At 43.7% G+C, this 16,120-nt stretch carries 23 protein-coding genes, 1 tRNA gene and 1 pseudogene; 6 read left to right on the top strand and 19 right to left on the bottom strand.

The window, feature by feature from the left end; genetic code table 11:
• Positions 1 to 73: 73 nt before the first annotated feature.
• From dtpB to folD, 3 genes are all read right to left on the bottom strand, one after another.
• The gene (gene dtpB / locus XPG1_RS01280; protein ID WP_045957475.1) at positions 74 to 1,540 is read right to left on the bottom strand and encodes a dipeptide/tripeptide permease DtpB; all 1,467 of its coding nucleotides are present in this window, start codon (positions 1,538 to 1,540) and stop codon (positions 74 to 76) included.
• A gap of 616 nt (positions 1,541 to 2,156) precedes the next feature.
• On the bottom strand, positions 2,157 to 2,372 hold the full coding sequence (ybcJ, locus tag XPG1_RS01285) for a ribosome-associated protein YbcJ (RefSeq protein WP_045957476.1): 216 nt from the start codon (positions 2,370 to 2,372) through the stop codon (positions 2,157 to 2,159).
• Complete coding sequence (folD, locus tag XPG1_RS01290) at positions 2,372 to 3,247, bottom strand: bifunctional methylenetetrahydrofolate dehydrogenase/methenyltetrahydrofolate cyclohydrolase FolD (protein ID WP_045957477.1); 876 nt, start codon at positions 3,245 to 3,247, stop codon at positions 2,372 to 2,374. Before folD ends, ybcJ begins: the two co-directional genes overlap by 1 nt.
• A 192-nt stretch (positions 3,248 to 3,439) precedes the next feature.
• On the opposite strand from folD, the gene XPG1_RS01295 reads away from it, so the two are divergent.
• Positions 3,440 to 3,516, top strand: a tRNA-Arg gene (locus XPG1_RS01295).
• A gap of 21 nt (positions 3,517 to 3,537) precedes the next feature.
• On the opposite strand, the gene XPG1_RS01300 is transcribed toward XPG1_RS01295, so the two are convergent.
• The 14 genes and pseudogenes from XPG1_RS01300 to XPG1_RS01365 all read right to left on the bottom strand — a co-directional run bounded on the left by XPG1_RS01300 (position 3,538) and on the right by XPG1_RS01365 (position 11,630).
• Positions 3,538 to 4,695 (bottom strand): tyrosine-type recombinase/integrase, encoded by a 1,158-nt coding sequence (locus tag XPG1_RS01300; RefSeq protein WP_045957478.1) that lies wholly within the window; start codon positions 4,693 to 4,695, stop codon positions 3,538 to 3,540.
• Between the two features lie 431 nt (positions 4,696 to 5,126).
• Positions 5,127 to 5,789: an MT-A70 family methyltransferase gene (locus XPG1_RS01305; RefSeq protein ID WP_045957479.1), complete on the bottom strand. Its 663-nt coding sequence runs from the start codon at positions 5,787 to 5,789 to the stop codon at positions 5,127 to 5,129.
• Positions 5,779 to 5,988 carry a hypothetical protein gene (locus XPG1_RS01310; RefSeq protein WP_045957480.1) on the bottom strand — a complete coding sequence of 70 codons (210 nt, stop codon included), beginning with the start codon at positions 5,986 to 5,988 and terminating at the stop codon, positions 5,779 to 5,781. The genes XPG1_RS01305 and XPG1_RS01310 overlap by 11 nt, the downstream gene beginning before the upstream one ends.
• Positions 5,985 to 6,413, bottom strand: a complete 429-nt coding sequence (locus XPG1_RS01315; RefSeq protein WP_045957481.1) for a zinc-finger-containing protein — start codon at positions 6,411 to 6,413, stop codon at positions 5,985 to 5,987. The genes XPG1_RS01310 and XPG1_RS01315 overlap by 4 nt, the downstream gene beginning before the upstream one ends.
• Positions 6,414 to 6,421: 8 nt before the next feature.
• Positions 6,422 to 6,868: pseudogene (locus XPG1_RS01320) on the bottom strand (SAM-dependent methyltransferase); the annotation flags it as partial.
• A gap of 36 nt (positions 6,869 to 6,904) precedes the next feature.
• Entirely contained in the window at positions 6,905 to 7,447 is a 543-nt protein-coding gene (locus XPG1_RS01325) for a hypothetical protein (protein ID WP_045957482.1), read from the bottom strand.
• 80 nt (positions 7,448 to 7,527) lie between these two features.
• Positions 7,528 to 8,022, bottom strand: coding sequence for a single-stranded DNA-binding protein (locus XPG1_RS01330; protein ID WP_045957483.1), 495 nt, complete (start codon positions 8,020 to 8,022; stop codon positions 7,528 to 7,530).
• 17 nt (positions 8,023 to 8,039) lie between these two features.
• On the bottom strand, positions 8,040 to 8,876 hold the full coding sequence (locus XPG1_RS01335; RefSeq protein ID WP_045957484.1) for a hypothetical protein: 837 nt from the start codon (positions 8,874 to 8,876) through the stop codon (positions 8,040 to 8,042).
• Positions 8,869 to 9,687, bottom strand: a complete 819-nt coding sequence (locus tag XPG1_RS01340; RefSeq protein ID WP_045957485.1) for a PD-(D/E)XK nuclease-like domain-containing protein — start codon at positions 9,685 to 9,687, stop codon at positions 8,869 to 8,871. Before XPG1_RS01340 ends, XPG1_RS01335 begins: the two co-directional genes overlap by 8 nt.
• Positions 9,684 to 9,947 (bottom strand): hypothetical protein, encoded by a 264-nt coding sequence (locus XPG1_RS01345; protein ID WP_045957486.1) that lies wholly within the window; start codon positions 9,945 to 9,947, stop codon positions 9,684 to 9,686. Before XPG1_RS01345 ends, XPG1_RS01340 begins: the two co-directional genes overlap by 4 nt.
• Positions 9,944 to 10,225 (bottom strand): hypothetical protein, encoded by a 282-nt coding sequence (locus XPG1_RS01350; RefSeq protein WP_045957487.1) that lies wholly within the window; start codon positions 10,223 to 10,225, stop codon positions 9,944 to 9,946. The genes XPG1_RS01345 and XPG1_RS01350 overlap by 4 nt, the downstream gene beginning before the upstream one ends.
• A gap of 185 nt (positions 10,226 to 10,410) precedes the next feature.
• Positions 10,411 to 10,821: a hypothetical protein gene (locus tag XPG1_RS01355; RefSeq protein ID WP_045957488.1), complete on the bottom strand. Its 411-nt coding sequence runs from the start codon at positions 10,819 to 10,821 to the stop codon at positions 10,411 to 10,413.
• Positions 10,814 to 11,032 carry a hypothetical protein gene (locus tag XPG1_RS01360; protein WP_045957489.1) on the bottom strand — a complete coding sequence of 73 codons (219 nt, stop codon included), beginning with the start codon at positions 11,030 to 11,032 and terminating at the stop codon, positions 10,814 to 10,816. The genes XPG1_RS01355 and XPG1_RS01360 overlap by 8 nt, the downstream gene beginning before the upstream one ends.
• A gap of 361 nt (positions 11,033 to 11,393) precedes the next feature.
• The gene (locus XPG1_RS01365; RefSeq protein ID WP_045957490.1) at positions 11,394 to 11,630 is read right to left on the bottom strand and encodes a hypothetical protein; all 237 of its coding nucleotides are present in this window, start codon (positions 11,628 to 11,630) and stop codon (positions 11,394 to 11,396) included.
• Positions 11,631 to 11,764: 134 nt separating this feature from the next.
• Here XPG1_RS01365 and XPG1_RS01370 point away from each other — a divergent pair, with 134 nt between their 5' ends.
• Positions 11,765 to 12,232, top strand: coding sequence for a magnesium transporter CorA family protein (locus XPG1_RS01370; RefSeq protein WP_157879412.1), 468 nt, complete (start codon positions 11,765 to 11,767; stop codon positions 12,230 to 12,232).
• Here XPG1_RS01370 and XPG1_RS01375 read toward each other — a convergent pair.
• Positions 12,229 to 12,480, bottom strand: a complete 252-nt coding sequence (locus XPG1_RS01375; protein WP_045957492.1) for a hypothetical protein — start codon at positions 12,478 to 12,480, stop codon at positions 12,229 to 12,231. The genes XPG1_RS01370 and XPG1_RS01375 overlap by 4 nt on opposite strands.
• Before the next feature lie 686 nt (positions 12,481 to 13,166).
• Positions 13,167 to 13,886 carry a S24 family peptidase gene (locus XPG1_RS01380; RefSeq protein ID WP_045957493.1) on the bottom strand — a complete coding sequence of 240 codons (720 nt, stop codon included), beginning with the start codon at positions 13,884 to 13,886 and terminating at the stop codon, positions 13,167 to 13,169.
• Positions 13,887 to 14,006: 120 nt separating this feature from the next.
• On the opposite strand from XPG1_RS01380, the gene XPG1_RS01385 reads away from it, so the two are divergent.
• The 4 genes from XPG1_RS01385 to XPG1_RS01395 all read left to right on the top strand — a co-directional run bounded on the left by XPG1_RS01385 (position 14,007) and on the right by XPG1_RS01395 (position 16,120).
• Positions 14,007 to 14,213, top strand: a complete 207-nt coding sequence (locus XPG1_RS01385) for a helix-turn-helix domain-containing protein (protein ID WP_045957494.1) — start codon at positions 14,007 to 14,009, stop codon at positions 14,211 to 14,213.
• Between the two features lie 221 nt (positions 14,214 to 14,434).
• On the top strand, positions 14,435 to 14,806 hold the full coding sequence (locus XPG1_RS01390; protein ID WP_045957495.1) for a hypothetical protein: 372 nt from the start codon (positions 14,435 to 14,437) through the stop codon (positions 14,804 to 14,806).
• 59 nt (positions 14,807 to 14,865) lie between these two features.
• Positions 14,866 to 15,033: a hypothetical protein gene (locus XPG1_RS18655; protein WP_173425854.1), complete on the top strand. Its 168-nt coding sequence runs from the start codon at positions 14,866 to 14,868 to the stop codon at positions 15,031 to 15,033.
• The gene (locus XPG1_RS01395) at positions 15,026 to 16,120 is read left to right on the top strand and encodes a replication protein (protein ID WP_045957496.1); all 1,095 of its coding nucleotides are present in this window, start codon (positions 15,026 to 15,028) and stop codon (positions 16,118 to 16,120) included. The genes XPG1_RS18655 and XPG1_RS01395 overlap by 8 nt, the downstream gene beginning before the upstream one ends.

The raw sequence follows: 16,120 nt of genomic DNA on the forward strand, positions 1-16,120 counted from the left end.
TCCGCGCTATGTCCTTTGTGGAATGAGCGGAGAATTTTTTTTATGTGCCTGAATTCGATTGGAATCGAGTCAGTTATGCCTTCACTTCACCTTTCATAAAACGGTTCAGCCACGGCACCATGCAGGCCATTACCACCGCGACAATCAGGGTCGCAACGCCGATTTTGCCAAACACACTCGTATAAATAGGCAAGGTTTGCAGTGGATTTGTCACCCCTTCAGGTGCGGCCGTCAAAGTTGCCACATAACTGCCCAATACAGATGCTGCGGCTTGTGACAGAAACCACATACCGAGGATAAAACCGGTCAGATAACTGGGCACAAACGTTGCCACCATCGCCAATCCCAATGCACTGATCATTAATTCTCCTACGCTCTGGAACAGATAGACCAGCACAATAAACCACGGTGAGGTAATACCATTTGCATCGGCAAATAAACCAGAAGCGGCGGCAGTCAGGAAACCGAGAGAGCACAAGAACATGCCAAAGGTAAATTTCGTCGGCATAGAAAAATCTTTACCTTTGGCCCCCAGTCGGGTGTAAATCACGGCCAGGATAGGGCTGGCAACGATGATCCAAAACGGGTTCAGCGCCTGGAAACTGATAGGATTAATGTGAAAACCCAGGAGCTCATGATGAACGTTATTGATGGCAAAGAAATTAAGAGACGTCGGCATCTGGTTATACAGGATATAGAACACGACAGCCTGAAGCATCAGAATAAATGCCACAAACATTTTATTGCGGCCGACTCTATCTTGCTTGAATGCCTGCCAGAAGAAAATCACGATAACAACCGTTGAAATCGCCATCAGCACAATATTGGCAATGTTGATGTTGTGCAGTAGCCAGGCACAGAGACCAATCATGATGACTGAACCCAGTAAAACCAAAAACAAAGTGGCATAGTTAACAGGCGCATGGTCTGGCTCTGAACCGATGTTGTGTACCATACGGCGGCAGGCGATATAAACCAGTAGGGCGATAATCAGACCGATACCACAGATATTATAGGTAACAGCATAACCATATTTTTCGGCAATAACAGGTGCAAGCGCAAGGGAAACCAGAGAACCAAGATTGATGGACATATAGAAGAGCGTAAATGCGCCATCCAAACGGGGGTCTTGCGGCGAGTAGCATTTCGCCAGCAGGCTGGCGGGATTCGCTTTGAAAAGGCCATTACCGACAGCGACAGTGCCCAGGGCATAAAAAATCAGTGTCGGTTTCATGATAGAAAGGCCAATCATAAAATAGCCAATGGCTATAATAATGGCACCCAGAACGATGGTGCGTTTTGTCCCCAATAAGTGATCACCGACATAACCACCGATAGAAATCAGGCCATAAACCAGCGCAGTAAATGCACCAAACGTGATAAAGGATTGTGTTTCTGAAAACCCAAGGTGTTGAACGAAGTAGACGGCAAGAATACCCTGAACACCGTAGTAACCGAAACGTTCCCACAATTCCACAAAAAAGATCATGAAAAAGGGTTTGGGTTGATCCCATAAACCGACCGGAGCGGTTTTACTCATAAATAAGTACCTCTATTTAACTGCAATTTCCATAACAATATATCCAGATGATGACTCGGTTGTTAACGCCTTTGCGGATAATATATCGTGTGAGTTATGATGTTGTTTATTGATTCAAGGTGATCGTGAAGCGAGGGAGGTTAATATACTGGTATTGTCTCTTCTCAACGGTTGATCACACTAACGGAAAAAGTAATACCAGATCTGCCATAATATTCACTATATTAATATCAAAAATAATTAATATGGGTGTCATGTGTTCGCAAATGAATCGTATTGGTTGTTTTTAAATCAAAGTGAATGGCTATTCATGAGTATCTATTGCAGGATGGCGTCTGTTTATCGAATTTCATCACTTTAATGTATACATTAAAATGATTGTATGATTGGAATTTGTACGGCAGTGAAAAATGATTGACATCAGGCCGAGATGATTGCTGCATGATGTCGTTTTTTGATTTACTGAGAAAATACCCCACGGAAAACCGCTTACTCATGTATCGAGAAAATCAACCTCACCCTGCATATCTACCTAAAAAAAACAGCACCTTACTGTATTTATACAGATAAGATGCTGTTTTTCAGAAAATTTTAACAGTGATATTGACCCATTAAATTACGCGTCTACAACGCGGACAGACTTCCTGTTAAAGCTGATTACCTTACCAGCAGTGATCTTGCAGCGTTTACGTGTTTCTGGTTGATTGTCAACTTGCACCAAACCTTCCGCAATCATCGCCTTCGCTGCGGCACCACTTTCACACCATCCTTGAAACTTCAGCAGATCACACAATTCGACATAAGGGTGCCCATCTAAATAAAAAATTTCCATCAGTAACCTTCAGTTGTTTCTACATCATGATATTCCTCGCAAGCTTGCAAGGTATTTTGAATCAATGTTGCAACCGTCATTGGGCCAACGCCACCAGGTACAGGAGAGATCCAGCCTGCACGGTCAAACGCGTTATCGAAATCGACATCACCAATGACTTTGCCATTTTCCAGCCGATTAATACCGACATCAATCACAATCGCACCGGGTTTAATCCACTCACCGGGAATAAAATTTGGCTTACCGACCGCGACAACCAGCAAATCAGCCTGTTCAACATACTGACGTAAGTTGTTGGTAAAACGGTGTGTTACCGTAGTCGTACAGCCTGCCAACAGCAATTCAAGGCTCATCGGACGTCCCACGATATTAGACGCTCCGATAATAACTGCATTTAATCCATAGGTATTAATATTGCAACGCTCAAGCAGCGTGACAATGCCGCGAGGCGTACAAGGACGTAACTTTGGGGCACGCTGGCATAGACGGCCGATATTATAAGGATGGAAGCCATCCACATCCTTATCGGGATGAATGCGTTCCAGTACTTTGACATTATCAATGCCGGCAGGTAGAGGGAGTTGAACTAAAATACCGTCGATTTCCTTATCGGCGTTCAGGTTATCGATCAGAGAGAGTAATTCGGCTTCGCTGGTGGTATCAGGTAAATCATAAGAACGGGACATAAAACCGACTTCTTCACAGGCGCGGCGTTTGCTGGCGACATAAATTTGAGAAGCCGGGTTTTCGCCCACTAAAACGACGGCAAGACCTGGAGCCCGTTTTCCGGCGGCAACCCGCTGCCTGACTTTTTCTGCAACTTCGTTTCTGATTGTCTGCGCAATCGTTTTCCCATCAATAATTTTTGCTGACATGTATTTAAGATTCCATTATCAAGTATAGGAATGGACGCTATTTTGTCAGAACATGAATCGTCTGTCAGTTTTATTAGTAATCATAAAATGAGCATATGAACGCAAAGGCCATTGACTCATTCCATTATGCCCGTATAATCCGGGTCTACATCAACGCATTAATGATGTTTCTTATTTCTACATATTGATAATGCGCCCTTAGCTCAGCTGGATAGAGCAACGGCCTTCTAAGCCGTAGGTCACAGGTTCGAATCCTGTAGGGCGTACCATTTAAAATCAATGGGTTACCCTTATTTGGCGATTGCGATTTTTCCTGACTGGGACGTATTTGGGACGCAACCACCGAAAAGCGCATCAATTTGGCGGGCGTGCTCGGTCAAATGGCTGGGTGTTAAATGAGCGTAACGCCTTACCATTTCGATTGACTCCCAACCGCCCATCTCTTGTAAAATTGATAATGGAACGCCTGACTGAACCAGCCAGCTAGCCCAAGTGTGTCTCAGATCGTGAAATCTAAAATCTTCTATACCAGCTCGCTTTAATGCTGCGTTCCATGCTGTGTTATCATCAACACGCATCTTCCTGACTTTGGGCATTGCTTTTCCATCGGGATTGGTTGATGCCTTGTTATGGACGAAAACCCATTTATGATGATTGCCTATCTGATCACGCAAAGACCTACAAGCAGTATCATTTAGGGCTACCCCTATAGCCCTAGCTGACTTGCTTTGGTCTGGGTGTATCCATGCAACTTGACGCTGCATATCAACTTGAGACCATTCCAGATTAATAATGTTTGACCGCCTTAGTCCCGTAGCCAAAGCAAATTTAACAACTGACTTTAACGGCTCTGGGCATTCATCAACTAACCTTTTAGCCTCGTGAGGTTCCAACCATCTAACACGTTTCTCTCTGACGGTTGGAACTTTAATCACTGGTGCTTTTTCTAACCATTTCCAATCCCGTTCGGCTGCCCTTAGCAGAGACTTCATTAATGATAAGTGCTTTGCCTTGGTCGCTACCGAGACGGGGACTTCTGTATATGCAGGGACTTCTTTTCCTTTTTTCTGTGCGGCCTTAACCCGACTCTCCCAGCGCTGTTTGGTCTTGCGGTTCTTCATCTTACTGATTGCCGTATAAATTCTGGCTTCAGTGATATCCTTTAGCCTTACTCCTTCGAAGTATTCCAACCAGAACGCCATACGGCTTTTATCATCATCCAGTGACTTCTTATCAGCTTTTTCCTCAATCCATCGTAGACAGGCTTCATCAAATGTTACATCAGGAAAGTCCCCCAACCTTTCTATGCGCCATAATTCAGCCTTTCTTCGGTCGTGCAGCTCCTGAGCTTGCTTTTTGTCCGTTGTCCCAAGAGACTCCTTAATTCTTTTGCCGCTAGGCGTCGTGTAGTTCCCATACCACGTATTTCCTCTACGGAAGATTGACATTGCTTATCTCCTTTTTCTGTCGTATCTACCGCGCTCACCGGCACAGTTTGGATCGGATTGTTGATTGCTGCAATACATGCAGAGCGAGTAAATAAATAGGGTGATTTTGGTTTAGTGGGATTTTTCTTGGTATAGGCTATCTTCCCTATTTTGCACCAGAGGGATAATGTATCTTCATCAATCCCTATAAATGCGGCCGCCTGCTTTCTGGATAAGGTGACGCTTTCTATTCTGTCATTATCAGCGATGAGTCTCATTGCTTCATCTCCTTCTGAATCATCCGTACATAATATGACAGCACTGATTTAGCGCTGAATTTCATGTGATTGAGTGGGTTAAATTTGAGGGTGTATTTATCGAGTATTGCGGTGGTTATTGAGTTCTTTCAGGCATTCCCTTGCCACCTGTCTGCATCCGTTCTCGAATGTTAGTCATGGGTGTTTGCAAATAAATCTATTCTCAGGCTCATATCTAACCTCATTAATAAACTCAATATTATTTACAGGTGATTCATCGCCATATAAATGCCATCCATCGACTGATTCACGTGCGAATAATTCAATGCGTGGAATATCACCGTATAATTGCTCTAACCGATAATGAACCTCCCGTGGTTTTTGAGAGTGTTCACCCAGACATGAATAAATGACCTGTTTCACACTGGCGCTCTGGCGTGGCAATCCGTTGCCCCGAATAGCGAACAATACATCCTCCGTGTTGCTGCGGGTGTAGTTACCTCCGTTCATCCGTGTTTCGGTGTTGAGTAGTTCCATGAAATCCCAGCTGTCTAGCAACATTTCATCCTGAATGGCTTTATCTATGCGGTTCATCGCCAGTTTGTTTAATTTCACCCACGTGAACAATTTCATCGTTTTAACCGTTAATCCCCACACCTCAGCCAATTTAGCTGCCTTCAATGCAAAATTACCCGTGTACCACATGGCGAGCACAGAGTTTTCAGCGGCTATTTGTTCGATGGGTAATCGGGTGAGGGAATAAAAATCGGTGGTAGTGTAGTGATTACTGGCTGCTCCGTTACTGGCTGAATTATTATATTGCCACGGGGGATCAGCTAATATCAGGCTATATTTCATCTTCTAGGCTCTCAATTGCATCATAGACATCCGTCCCCCTTAAATCCTCAAAGGCCTGAACGGCACATTCAAAAACTAATTGCTCTTGAGGATGAGGGGATTTCCAGTACTCAAAACCCGCTCTATGGCGATATCCCATCATGTTGTAAAACTTACCCGCTAGCTTAATTGCAGCATCAACCACTTCACGGTCAGTCATTTAAACCTCACACACATATTTTTTGCTCGCTCACACATTTCAGCGTCGAACCAACCAAAATGACATTCGTTGAAACTGATACCCAACCGCCGTGCTAACCATCTATATGCGTCCGTGCGTTCCCAGTCCCGTTGCAGTCGCATTCGCTCAAATGATAATTTACTGTTCGCCCGTGCGATCCGTGTTGGTCTGTCGGCTAGTGTACCTAACGGAATATTGGTGCCCGGATGCATACCGACACGCGCCTCACATGAGGTGCAGACGTAAAACCACGGCCAGCGACTGTTATTCAGGATTCGCCCGAACACCTCTTTGTGATGGGCTATTTTTACGTGATTGCAGCAATAGCGGCATTGAGTGGGGATGGGTGACGGGTCATTGACCCGCCGAATTGCTCTAGGGTTTGGATTCCATGGGGTGTACATGCTGCGTCCTCCTTCATAAATGCCACCCAGTGCGTATTTGCACGTTTTCCTGATGGGTGGCCAAACAATGGTGATTCAGATGTCAGCGCTAATATCTCGCTAGTTTTGATTTGAGTTTCATTCCATTTAAAAATCAGTATCCCTGCTGGCCGTAGTACTCTGAACGCCTCTTTAAATCCCTGTGCTAAATCCTCTCTCCATGTCGTTTTATCCAATACGCCGTATTTTTTACGCTGCCAGCCATTTTCTCCGGCTCGTTCCAGGTGAGGCGGGTCGAATACAACCAGTTGAAATTGATTACTGGCAAATGGCAGGGCGCGAAAATCGCAGATAATATCCGGCGCAATATTCAATTCCCGTCCATCACATAAAATGTGACGTTCGCGCCGGATATCGCAGAAAATGACATTGGGATTGTTGCGGTCGAACCAGAACATCCGAGAGCCACAACACATGTCCAATATAGTAGGTTGCAAAATAATCCTCCCGCATCAATCAGAAACTATTGCCGCATATTTACCCACCGCCCACGATAATGGCAGGCTATTGCGGATAACGGCGTTTAATGCGTTAAATGCCTGCTGTAATTCATAGGGTAATTCGCCATCCGGTGGCAGATCGTCATGAAAATAATCCCCGCCATCTATTTCAGATGGGTAATTAGGTTCGCAGATAACCAACTGTAATTCTGATGGTTTAATCTGATGCTCATCGCAATAGTCGTTGAGGTCATTCTCATTCATGAAATACTGATCAGTATCAAAAATAACTAACGGTGTTTCTCTGTCCCACGGCTGGCATTCCATTGAATTAAATTGGTTTTGGCGTTTTTCTGCATGACAGAGTTCACAATAGCCACGCATTTCTATAATTGGGTGGTCAGGGTTATTTTTACACTGACGATGAGTGGCCCCACAATAACGGGCCATACGCTCATCATCCCCCCAGAACCGACCATCACGCGAAAACCAGCCAGTGACAGTTTTAATCTGGGCTGCCTCTGGTGAGTCGTACATAACTACAGTTTTAGACATACAATTCCTCCCGCTATTGAGGTAGCGTTAGTGTGTTAGTGTGTTAATGGGTGGGGTGGTATTTGGATTACTGAATGGCTCTAGAATGGAATGTCATCGTCAAAATCCATCGGCGGCTGTGGTGCTGGCGATTGCGCCGGGCGTGAACCGCTGAATTGTTGAGATGCCTGTGGCTGCTGTGGTTGTCCCCAGCCACCTTGTGCGGGTGTATCCTGCGCTGAACTACGACTACCCAACATCTGCATTGTGCCACCGATAGGGTTAACCACAACTTCGGTGGTATAGCGGTCTTGACCGTTCTGATCCTGCCACTTGCGAGTCTGCAAAGCGCCTTCAATATAAACCTGAGAGCCTTTTTTCAGATATTCCCCGGCGACTTCGGCCAGCTTGCCGAATATCGCAATCCGATGCCACTCAGTTTTTTCTCTCATCTCACCGGATTGTTTATCGCGCCACTGTTCCGATGTGGCCAGAGTAATATTGGTAACTGCACCGCCATTCGGTAGATAGCGAATTTCCGGGTCTTGCCCCAAATGACCCACTAAAATAACTTTATTTACGCCGCGGCTAGCCATGATTAGCTCCGGTATATTCAATCAGTTGTTTGGACATTAGTTGTATCCCCCATGTTATTTAGTTCATCAACCTTCTTCTGGGTTGCCTCTGTTTTATCGAACCAATCATCTACACTGGACATTCCGTCACGCAGAGACGCATAGATTTTCCTCATCTGAACCATCTGAGCAGGTCGCATTGCTTCAACGCGGCACTGTATACGTTTCTGAATCTGTTCAGAGTTGACGCCAAATTCCGTTTTAAATACCTCAACCATGTTCTTTATGGCTTCGGGTGATGTATCGACATTACTCTTGAGTGTGACATCACACTGATTTACTGCGGCTTCAATAACATCGCCGGGTATAATACTGAGGATACAGGCGCGTAACCGTCTAGAGCCTTGGTTAGCCACTAATTCGTAGATATCGCGGGGATCTTCCAATTTCTTTTTGCCATTACGAGTGAAACGGATGTGAGGGACGGTGAATGTTTTTACTTGTCTGGTGTTCGTCTCAATATCCCACGCGAACGCTTCAACAGTTGATTCGCCGTTTTTTTGTTCCAGTTCTCGAATGCCAAACTGAATATTTCCCCAATTTTGAGCGACTGCCTCGGCTAGTCTGATACTCGGCCCGGAAACCTCAGCACCACCGCGCGAAAAAGAGTATAGAGCGCCCTCTGCTAGGGTGGGTCGAGTGCATGCTTGTAGTATTTTATCCATTGCCATAATTGGGTCGCGCGGAAACTTTTTAGCAATCACCATCGCAGCCTGAACTTCCTGTATTGCGCGTTGTTGTTCAACGGCTACCATTCCTGGTGCTGGTTGGGATTGTGGTGCATTTGAGTTAAATGGATTGATAACGTTACTCATCTCTTCTCCTAGCCCACTCAGGGCGTTGAACTACTTCGAAACCTAAACCGAAATTCCCTTTTTGTCGGCACTCATGATATTTGTCTAAATCCCGCCTGAATAGGTCAAAACCCACCTCCCTATCGTACTGATCCAGTACAAACAGTCGAACCGGGTACTTGCCACAATCGATAGATTCACTGACAGCCAGAAAACAGAAGGTGGGGAGGATTCCGGTGTGTTGTCGATAACCTTCGCTATACATGGCGTCTTGAACGTGATAACGGTACTCTTCAATATGAGCAGAAAATCGACTTATATCTGAAACTTTTTTAACGTCTACAATGATATTTTTATCGGGTATTAACTTATCCGGGCGTATCCGGCATAACTCGCCCGCTTCAGAGTCATTCCAGTAAATTGAGGATTCGCAAGTTCCGTCATGCTCTAGTAATTTTCTCCCCCCTGGATGAGCCATAACACTATCCCGCATCAATTGTAATTTTCGATGCTGCTCGTAATCCATTACTGTTTTTCCTGTTTTTTTGCACTCCTCCAGAAACTCCCTTTCTTCTTCTTTGCCGGCACTGGTGCGTCGGTTGAATTGAGGAGCCTTTATGAATCGGTTATCGAACTCATCTGGCTCCAATAACAGGCAGTGGAGAGCTGTTCCCATATTAAGAGCTGCCTTTTTCTCTTCATCTTCTGGTGCATTCTTATTCCAGAAGAGCAAAGCAGGATCTTTTGCCACTATATCCAACATCGACTTACTCACCCCCGCACCCTTGTGATAGTCCTCATTGGAAATGTCATAGTAGATACCGGGTGTCATATTGCCCCCTCTTTTAGACCCATCATCACAATTTGATCCAACGCATCTACAAACACATCCCATGCTGCCGGATTAGATTTGAATATTGGGTCGAGTGTTTTATTGGCATCATCCGAGAGGGCGGTATCAATAAATTTACCGACAATTCCTTCCGCCTCTTCCCTTATTTCCTCTTCCATCATTTCCTGATACGCCTCCTCCTCTCTGCGGCGCTCCTCTGCCTCGTTCTGCATCCAGCAGGGATCATGATTGAATCTCATGCGACCTCCTTATGCACCTGTCTGGTCAGTGCTGCCAGATACCGATTCCCGCCCGGCATTTTCTGGAATTCCTCTGTCAGACGTTCCTCGTCATAATGAGCCATGATGTATTTCAAAACCTCGCTCGGTTCCGGCCCTGATTTTGACCGTTTAACGAACTCTGAGAACGACATATCAATTTGCAGGTCACCGAGATAGGTATATTCGGTATATTCCCGTCCATGCCTGATAAATTTTTTAATTTCTACATAGGTGTGACTGATTGTTGTTGGATGCATGATTACCTCCCATAACTGCGTTTGAGTATTTCCATAGCCAGCCACCAAACGTCGTCACAACGCAGGCTACAGGCTATCCCTGCCAGTTCTTGCGCCTGGCATAGGAGACGTTTGTTTATTTGCATGATTAATTATTTGGCGATGTGTAAAATAAAATGATGGCGAGGATGGTGTAATAGTAAAAACTATCGGTGATTATTTTTCGCCGTCAGACTAACGAGTGCGCGGGCGTGTATTTCAGCAGATTTACTGTCGAGGTGGATTAATCCGCTCTCTAACCATTCAATATTGAATAGAGCACCACTCCAAATCAGAGTATCTGGACATGCGACGCTACGAATATTTGGAATATAACACTCCTGCCCCTCCGCCAACGGTTCTCTCACTGGTTCCGGGATATCGTATTCCCCAATTTTGATGGTTCGGGGTTTTAGGCGGTATTCAATATCAGGCACGAAACTCAGCTCACATTGACAATCTCGCCACGCCTTGAGCGTTTTTCCCCGGCATTGGAAATGCTCCCACCAATTTTCATTTTCCTGTGCAATTTCCGCCGCTTTCATCATTAAATCAGCGTGTGGGTGTGGTTTAGTCATTGTTATTCTCCAATGCCATTGCCCCTTCCTCTGGATATTCGGTCTGATACACGCCTAACCCTGTATAGGTTTTCCCATTTTCCTCTATTTCCATATTATCCATAATGGTAATTTCAGTTGACAGTTCCTCTGGTTCTGGTTGCGTGAATTCAATACCAATGAAATCACAGATATATAATATTTGTTGTGTTGTCAGTGTTATTTGTAACATTTTTGTTTTCCTATATTCAGGTAATAAAAAACCCCGCATTGGCGAGGCTGGTGTTTGTTTGAGTTTATTATTTAAAACTTTATTCCATGCATAATAATGTTAGTGTAGGAACCAAAAATACTAATGCTATTAGCACGCATATAACTTTAACTATTTTGTTCTTAGATGTGCATCCTATATACATAGATAACACTCCGGCAGGGAAAGTTAACCACCAACACATCAAAAACATAATCTTGAACCATTCAACGCTATATATTTCATCTACTAACACACATATTCCCTCATGAATCCCATTGCCGAATCCATGAATATATCAGAGTAACTCACCACAGCCCACTCGGAAATGAGCTGGAGTTAGTCAAACACCACCAACTACTAAATCGAACTCTCTTTTTGTTATTGGTGGTTGGATACAATTAGCAAACAAAATTTCATTTTCCAGTGATTTTATAAATCTCCACGATTTAAATAATCGACCTGTATAGATGTTTTCCATGTAATCAGGGAAGTGGCCTATTTCATCCCGTAAAAATTCCATTGCATGGGTCCGTTCAGCTATCTCAGATTTCATGGCGTTGATTTCGTATTCGGTCATCACACCCTCACTGTAATTATTAATTTAATGTGCCTGAATATTTAACCACCTCAGGCGGCAGTGGTTCCACTGTACCCCTACAGTGAGAAATCAGTTAAAATTATCTCACCCCTACAGAAGTGAGAATAATTGAAATGCCTATTAGTACTACATGGAATATCGTGAAAGATATATCTGGTATTGGTAAGAAAATTTTTGATAAAAAAGTTGACGATGAAGTCAGAAAACAAGTTCAGGAAATGATTGATAAGTCATCTGAGCTATATGAAAGAATCGTCACGCTTGAGGAGGACAGACAAGCGAGTAGACAGCTTATCATTGAGCTTCAAGAAAAAATCAAGCGCTCCAAATATTTTCATCGTGAGTTTAAAAAATATAAACCACATCAATTTGAAACGGGCGCGTTTGTTTACTCTTATGATGCATCCATTCATCAGGATAAGCCCCCTCATTATGTATGTACAAAGTGCGCAAGCGACAGTGTAATATCGATACTTCAGCCTAAAGATACTTCTTGTTATGAATTGACTTGTCATGGATGCAACTCAAACTATGTGGTTAAACCTAAAATAGCGGGCTTCTTTGCCATGCCCCGAAATTAAACCCTGGCAGTCACCTCTCCCGATTCCAGACGACGGCGGGAGGGGGTTTTAGTTGATGTTGATTTTTTCGATGGAGTGCCGTTAACCACTGTAATCAAACTGGTTAATGTGTTAACAGTGTCGTGCTCCTGTTTGGTCATGCGCTGCTTTGGCTCGCGGTTATTCCAGAAATTTTCGCGTTCCCGTTTCCGTGATTGGGCGAAGAAACTATCGAGAATGTTATCTAATACATAATCTGTGTCGTTCATGGAATTTCTCCGTTAATTAACTCACCATAGGCCATTCATTGAATGACCTACAGTCAATCAACCACACTCTCGCAGTGGTCGCGCCCATGCCCTTGAGTTCCTGTCGCTTCTTCGCCGCCAATAACCGGTGCATGATTGGTGTCATGCTGCTCTACCGGCACACCTTTCTCTCAATTAACCCTAACCAGCGTGCGTTGCACCTTTGACGTGCATCTGGCTACCCGCAACTTTGGGTATTCGGGGCTGCGTCACTACCGCAGCATTAACGTACACGTTCGCGGTCTATCCGCGTTGTTAAACCATGATTAATTCCTCCTATTGTCAATAAATACACCTAACACTGTCCGCCGCTTGCCTTAGATGCCATATACCCCGTGAGGTCTGGAGATGTCAGGGAACTGAGTTGCGCAGATCTCTCTGCTCAGCATTAGATGTGATTCCAAATTGTTAAAGAACATACTGATTTATCTTCCGGCTGTGTGCCTTGGATGAATAAATTAAACACCACGTGGATTTATAAGTCAACATAATGTGGATTTATTTTATATAAAAATACTCGTTATGTTTTGTTTGTGTTGATTTTTAAGTGGTTTTTTTTGAAGTGCTTTTGAGATTTGTGATTTAAATCACCTGAGAGGTACAAAAAAACCCCAAGAAGGGGTTTGAATGGGGGCTGTCAAATGTACTTAATAGTGTGATACTGAATGCCAGAATAATTTGCCAATAATTTTCACACTGGATTCATCTGCTATTTCGTCTTCATATTCGTTGCGATTGTAACTGCGGATCAGCAACTTACCTCCAGGCTTCCGGTATAGACAGCGGATTCGTTTCAAGCCGTCTTGCTCAATGGCATACACCTTCCCATCGGAAATGCCCTTGTTGGCTATATCAATAGCAACGGTCGCTCCATCTGGGATTACCGGGTCCATGCTATCCCCCTTTGCTGGAAAACAAAGGATCGTTGAACCATCAGTTAAAGCGCCGATTCTTCTTAATTCTGATTTGGTGAATTTTAACTTAAGTCCATTGGAATTAACCAAGCTGCTATCGTCATACGCGAATTCAACGCTTTTCAAAAACGGCACTTCTACTTGATCATCATCTAATGAAAGGGAGTTGTCCCATATAGCAATGGATTCTTGTTCACTTTCAGGAGAAATAACGGATTCAATGGAATACTTTTTTAAAGAGTTTTCCAGTTTAGGCTCTCCCACTCCATTTAAGAGCCAGTCCAGTGAATAGCCAAATTGATCGCTAATATTTTGTGCGGCATCTCTGCTTATTGAATTTCTAGTCAACCAGTTATTGACTGTCTGCGCACTTACGCTTAATGCAGCAGCTAGTTGTTTTTGTTTTAAATTTTCTCGGATTAGAATGATTTTCAGTCTTTCTTTTAAAGTCATAAATTCCCCCCTAAGCACAGACAATAAACATTATGTGAACTTTTTCAATCATCTCTATGTTGATTTATTTCTTTTATAAGATTAACATTATGTTGATTTAATCAACGTGGAGTTAATCATATGGATTTATCACAAACACCATTGCAGCTCGCTGTAATTGCTGTTGGCGGCAAACAGAAGACGCTAGCTCGTCTGGTTGGTTTAACACCACAGGCAATAAGTAACCTCAAAAAGCGAGGCGGTAATTTACCAAAGACAAAAATTACCGAATTCCGTAAGGCTACCGGTCTTCCACTTGTAGTCTTATATCCAGAAATAGCGGAATAATTCATAGTTCTTTAACAATTTAGCTTTATGACAAGCCATTGGTGAGTTCTAGCAAATCGAAATAGCGCCGAGTAAACACTCAGGCAATCGGGATGCAGATCCCACTCACCAAGAGGCTGAGTCGTGTTAACCACTATCTATCTCAGGGTAATGGATGTCTATGTTCATCATATAAACAAATATGACTTATTAACTAAATTTCACTTTAGGAAATATAACAAATGGAAATAGCAAAAACTGTCAAAAATACTCGTAATACGCGTAAAGCTCAGATGCTTGAAAGTTATTTTCACAAAAAAGTATTTGAATTTGGAAATAATGAACTGGCAAGTGATATGGGTATTCATCCATCCAAATTAAGCAAGGATAAAAATCGAATTGCCCGATTAGCTAGCTTAATGATCGTGAATTTGGGATTGCCTGAATGGGCGTTTGAGATATCTGACGCAGACAATAAACCCGTAATAGTTATTGAGGGGGTATATGCCGAGCGCTTAATTCAGGCTCTGGAAAATGAAGGTAAGGTCAAAAGAAAAACCCCAGTTGCGGTAACAACCGGGGCTTCTGAAATGCAACTTGAAATGTCGATTTAACGACTGAGAAGAGGTATGCAAGCTCTTCTCAACAACACATTTAACGAGGGTAATTATACATGAAAACAAAATTTAATCACAGCGATGTACATAAAAATATCATGCGCGACCGGTTAGCCCGTTCGGTTTCCGAAGAGGGGGTGAAAAAAATTCGAAGTGCCCCAGAGTATGCAAAGTTGTGCCTGGAGCACCGTAAGGAACTGACCGGAGGGAAATGCCATGAGTAATGTTGCATACGCTGATTTTGGAGCTAAAAACAGGCAAGAGAGGCCGATTGTGGCGAATCTGGAAGATGGGTTCACCATGCTGGCGAATGAGCTTTATGATGCCCTCATTGGTGCTGACTTAACCCGCAATCAAGCAAAGGTAGCTCACGCTGTTTGTCGAAAAACATATGGGTTCAAAAAGAAAGTCGATCGCATTACGGATTCGCAAATAGCAGAGCTTTGTAAGGTATCTAGAGAGAAGGTGAATATAGCAAAAAATGAACTTATCTCTATGAAATTACTGATTAAGGACGGTAAAAAAATTGGGCCAAATAAGAACATTCATGAGTGGGAAATACCAGAGTGTGACCGAATAGGTAACATTGTTACCAAGACGGTAACAAAAAGTGTTACCGAATCGGTAACAGAAGATGTTACCAACTTGGATACACACAAAAGAAATACTTTAAAGAAAAAAGAAAAGACCCCCCTTACCCCCATGGGGGACGAAAATCTCGCTCTTGAAATTCTGGATTATTTTAACCAGCTCACCAAATCCCGATTCCAATCAACAGCTCCTTTCCTGAAAGCGTTATCCACAGTGAAGAGCCAGGGGGTTTGCTACACAGCCGATGAAATCAAGCTGGTGATCGAATGGGCGGTTACACAATGGAAACATGGTGGCCAGCTCAAACCCGAAAATCTATTTCGCATGACTCGATTTGATGGATATCTGTCTGATGCCTTGTGCTGGAAAGAACGCATTGACAGGAATCCCGTGGATTGTCCCCATGCTGAATTAATTACTCTCTGGAACAGTAAAATCCCTGCGCGTAGCGTTGAGGTTCAGGAATGGACAAAGCGCCGTCCAGCCTATCGAAATCTCGAATCGGTCTGGAACGGCAAAACCAACAAAGGGAAATGGCGGGAAGTTCAGCATATGGAGACTTGTTTTGACCTGATCAGCAGATCCTCGTTGTTCAGCCAGTTGGAAGAAAAACCGTGGCTAACATTGGATTGGGTGCTGAAACCTGATAATTGGGCGCAGGTTTACGAACAGGCTAAACGGGAATATATCGCACGAAGCAACAACGGAAACGGGGCGTAA

This window comes from Xenorhabdus poinarii G6 (genome assembly GCF_000968175.1).
GTDB classification, from domain to species: Bacteria; Pseudomonadota; Gammaproteobacteria; order Enterobacterales; family Enterobacteriaceae; genus Xenorhabdus; species Xenorhabdus poinarii.

Bases quoted from the DNA above. Each gene is read 5' to 3' on its own strand.
- dtpB (WP_045957475.1), bottom strand. From the start codon at position 1,540: ATGAGTAAAACCGCTCCGGTCGGTTTATGGGATCAACCCAAACCCTTT.
- ybcJ (WP_045957476.1), bottom strand. From the start codon at position 2,372: ATGGAAATTTTTTATTTAGATGGGCACCCTTATGTCGAATTGTGTGAT.
- folD (WP_045957477.1), bottom strand. From the start codon at position 3,247: ATGTCAGCAAAAATTATTGATGGGAAAACGATTGCGCAGACAATCAGA.
- XPG1_RS01300 (WP_045957478.1), bottom strand. From the start codon at position 4,695: ATGTCAATCTTCCGTAGAGGAAATACGTGGTATGGGAACTACACGACG.
- XPG1_RS01305 (WP_045957479.1), bottom strand. From the start codon at position 5,789: ATGAAATATAGCCTGATATTAGCTGATCCCCCGTGGCAATATAATAAT.
- XPG1_RS01310 (WP_045957480.1), bottom strand. From the start codon at position 5,988: ATGACTGACCGTGAAGTGGTTGATGCTGCAATTAAGCTAGCGGGTAAG.
- XPG1_RS01315 (WP_045957481.1), bottom strand. From the start codon at position 6,413: ATGTACACCCCATGGAATCCAAACCCTAGAGCAATTCGGCGGGTCAAT.
- XPG1_RS01325 (WP_045957482.1), bottom strand. From the start codon at position 7,447: ATGTCTAAAACTGTAGTTATGTACGACTCACCAGAGGCAGCCCAGATT.
- XPG1_RS01330 (WP_045957483.1), bottom strand. From the start codon at position 8,022: ATGGCTAGCCGCGGCGTAAATAAAGTTATTTTAGTGGGTCATTTGGGG.
- XPG1_RS01335 (WP_045957484.1), bottom strand. From the start codon at position 8,876: ATGAGTAACGTTATCAATCCATTTAACTCAAATGCACCACAATCCCAA.
- XPG1_RS01340 (WP_045957485.1), bottom strand. From the start codon at position 9,687: ATGACACCCGGTATCTACTATGACATTTCCAATGAGGACTATCACAAG.
- XPG1_RS01345 (WP_045957486.1), bottom strand. From the start codon at position 9,947: ATGAGATTCAATCATGATCCCTGCTGGATGCAGAACGAGGCAGAGGAG.
- XPG1_RS01350 (WP_045957487.1), bottom strand. From the start codon at position 10,225: ATGCATCCAACAACAATCAGTCACACCTATGTAGAAATTAAAAAATTT.
- XPG1_RS01355 (WP_045957488.1), bottom strand. From the start codon at position 10,821: ATGACTAAACCACACCCACACGCTGATTTAATGATGAAAGCGGCGGAA.
- XPG1_RS01360 (WP_045957489.1), bottom strand. From the start codon at position 11,032: ATGTTACAAATAACACTGACAACACAACAAATATTATATATCTGTGAT.
- XPG1_RS01365 (WP_045957490.1), bottom strand. From the start codon at position 11,630: ATGACCGAATACGAAATCAACGCCATGAAATCTGAGATAGCTGAACGG.
- XPG1_RS01370 (WP_157879412.1), top strand. From the start codon at position 11,765: ATGCCTATTAGTACTACATGGAATATCGTGAAAGATATATCTGGTATT.
- XPG1_RS01375 (WP_045957492.1), bottom strand. From the start codon at position 12,480: ATGAACGACACAGATTATGTATTAGATAACATTCTCGATAGTTTCTTC.
- XPG1_RS01380 (WP_045957493.1), bottom strand. From the start codon at position 13,886: ATGACTTTAAAAGAAAGACTGAAAATCATTCTAATCCGAGAAAATTTA.
- XPG1_RS01385 (WP_045957494.1), top strand. From the start codon at position 14,007: ATGGATTTATCACAAACACCATTGCAGCTCGCTGTAATTGCTGTTGGC.
- XPG1_RS01390 (WP_045957495.1), top strand. From the start codon at position 14,435: ATGGAAATAGCAAAAACTGTCAAAAATACTCGTAATACGCGTAAAGCT.
- XPG1_RS18655 (WP_173425854.1), top strand. From the start codon at position 14,866: ATGAAAACAAAATTTAATCACAGCGATGTACATAAAAATATCATGCGC.
- XPG1_RS01395 (WP_045957496.1), top strand. From the start codon at position 15,026: ATGAGTAATGTTGCATACGCTGATTTTGGAGCTAAAAACAGGCAAGAG.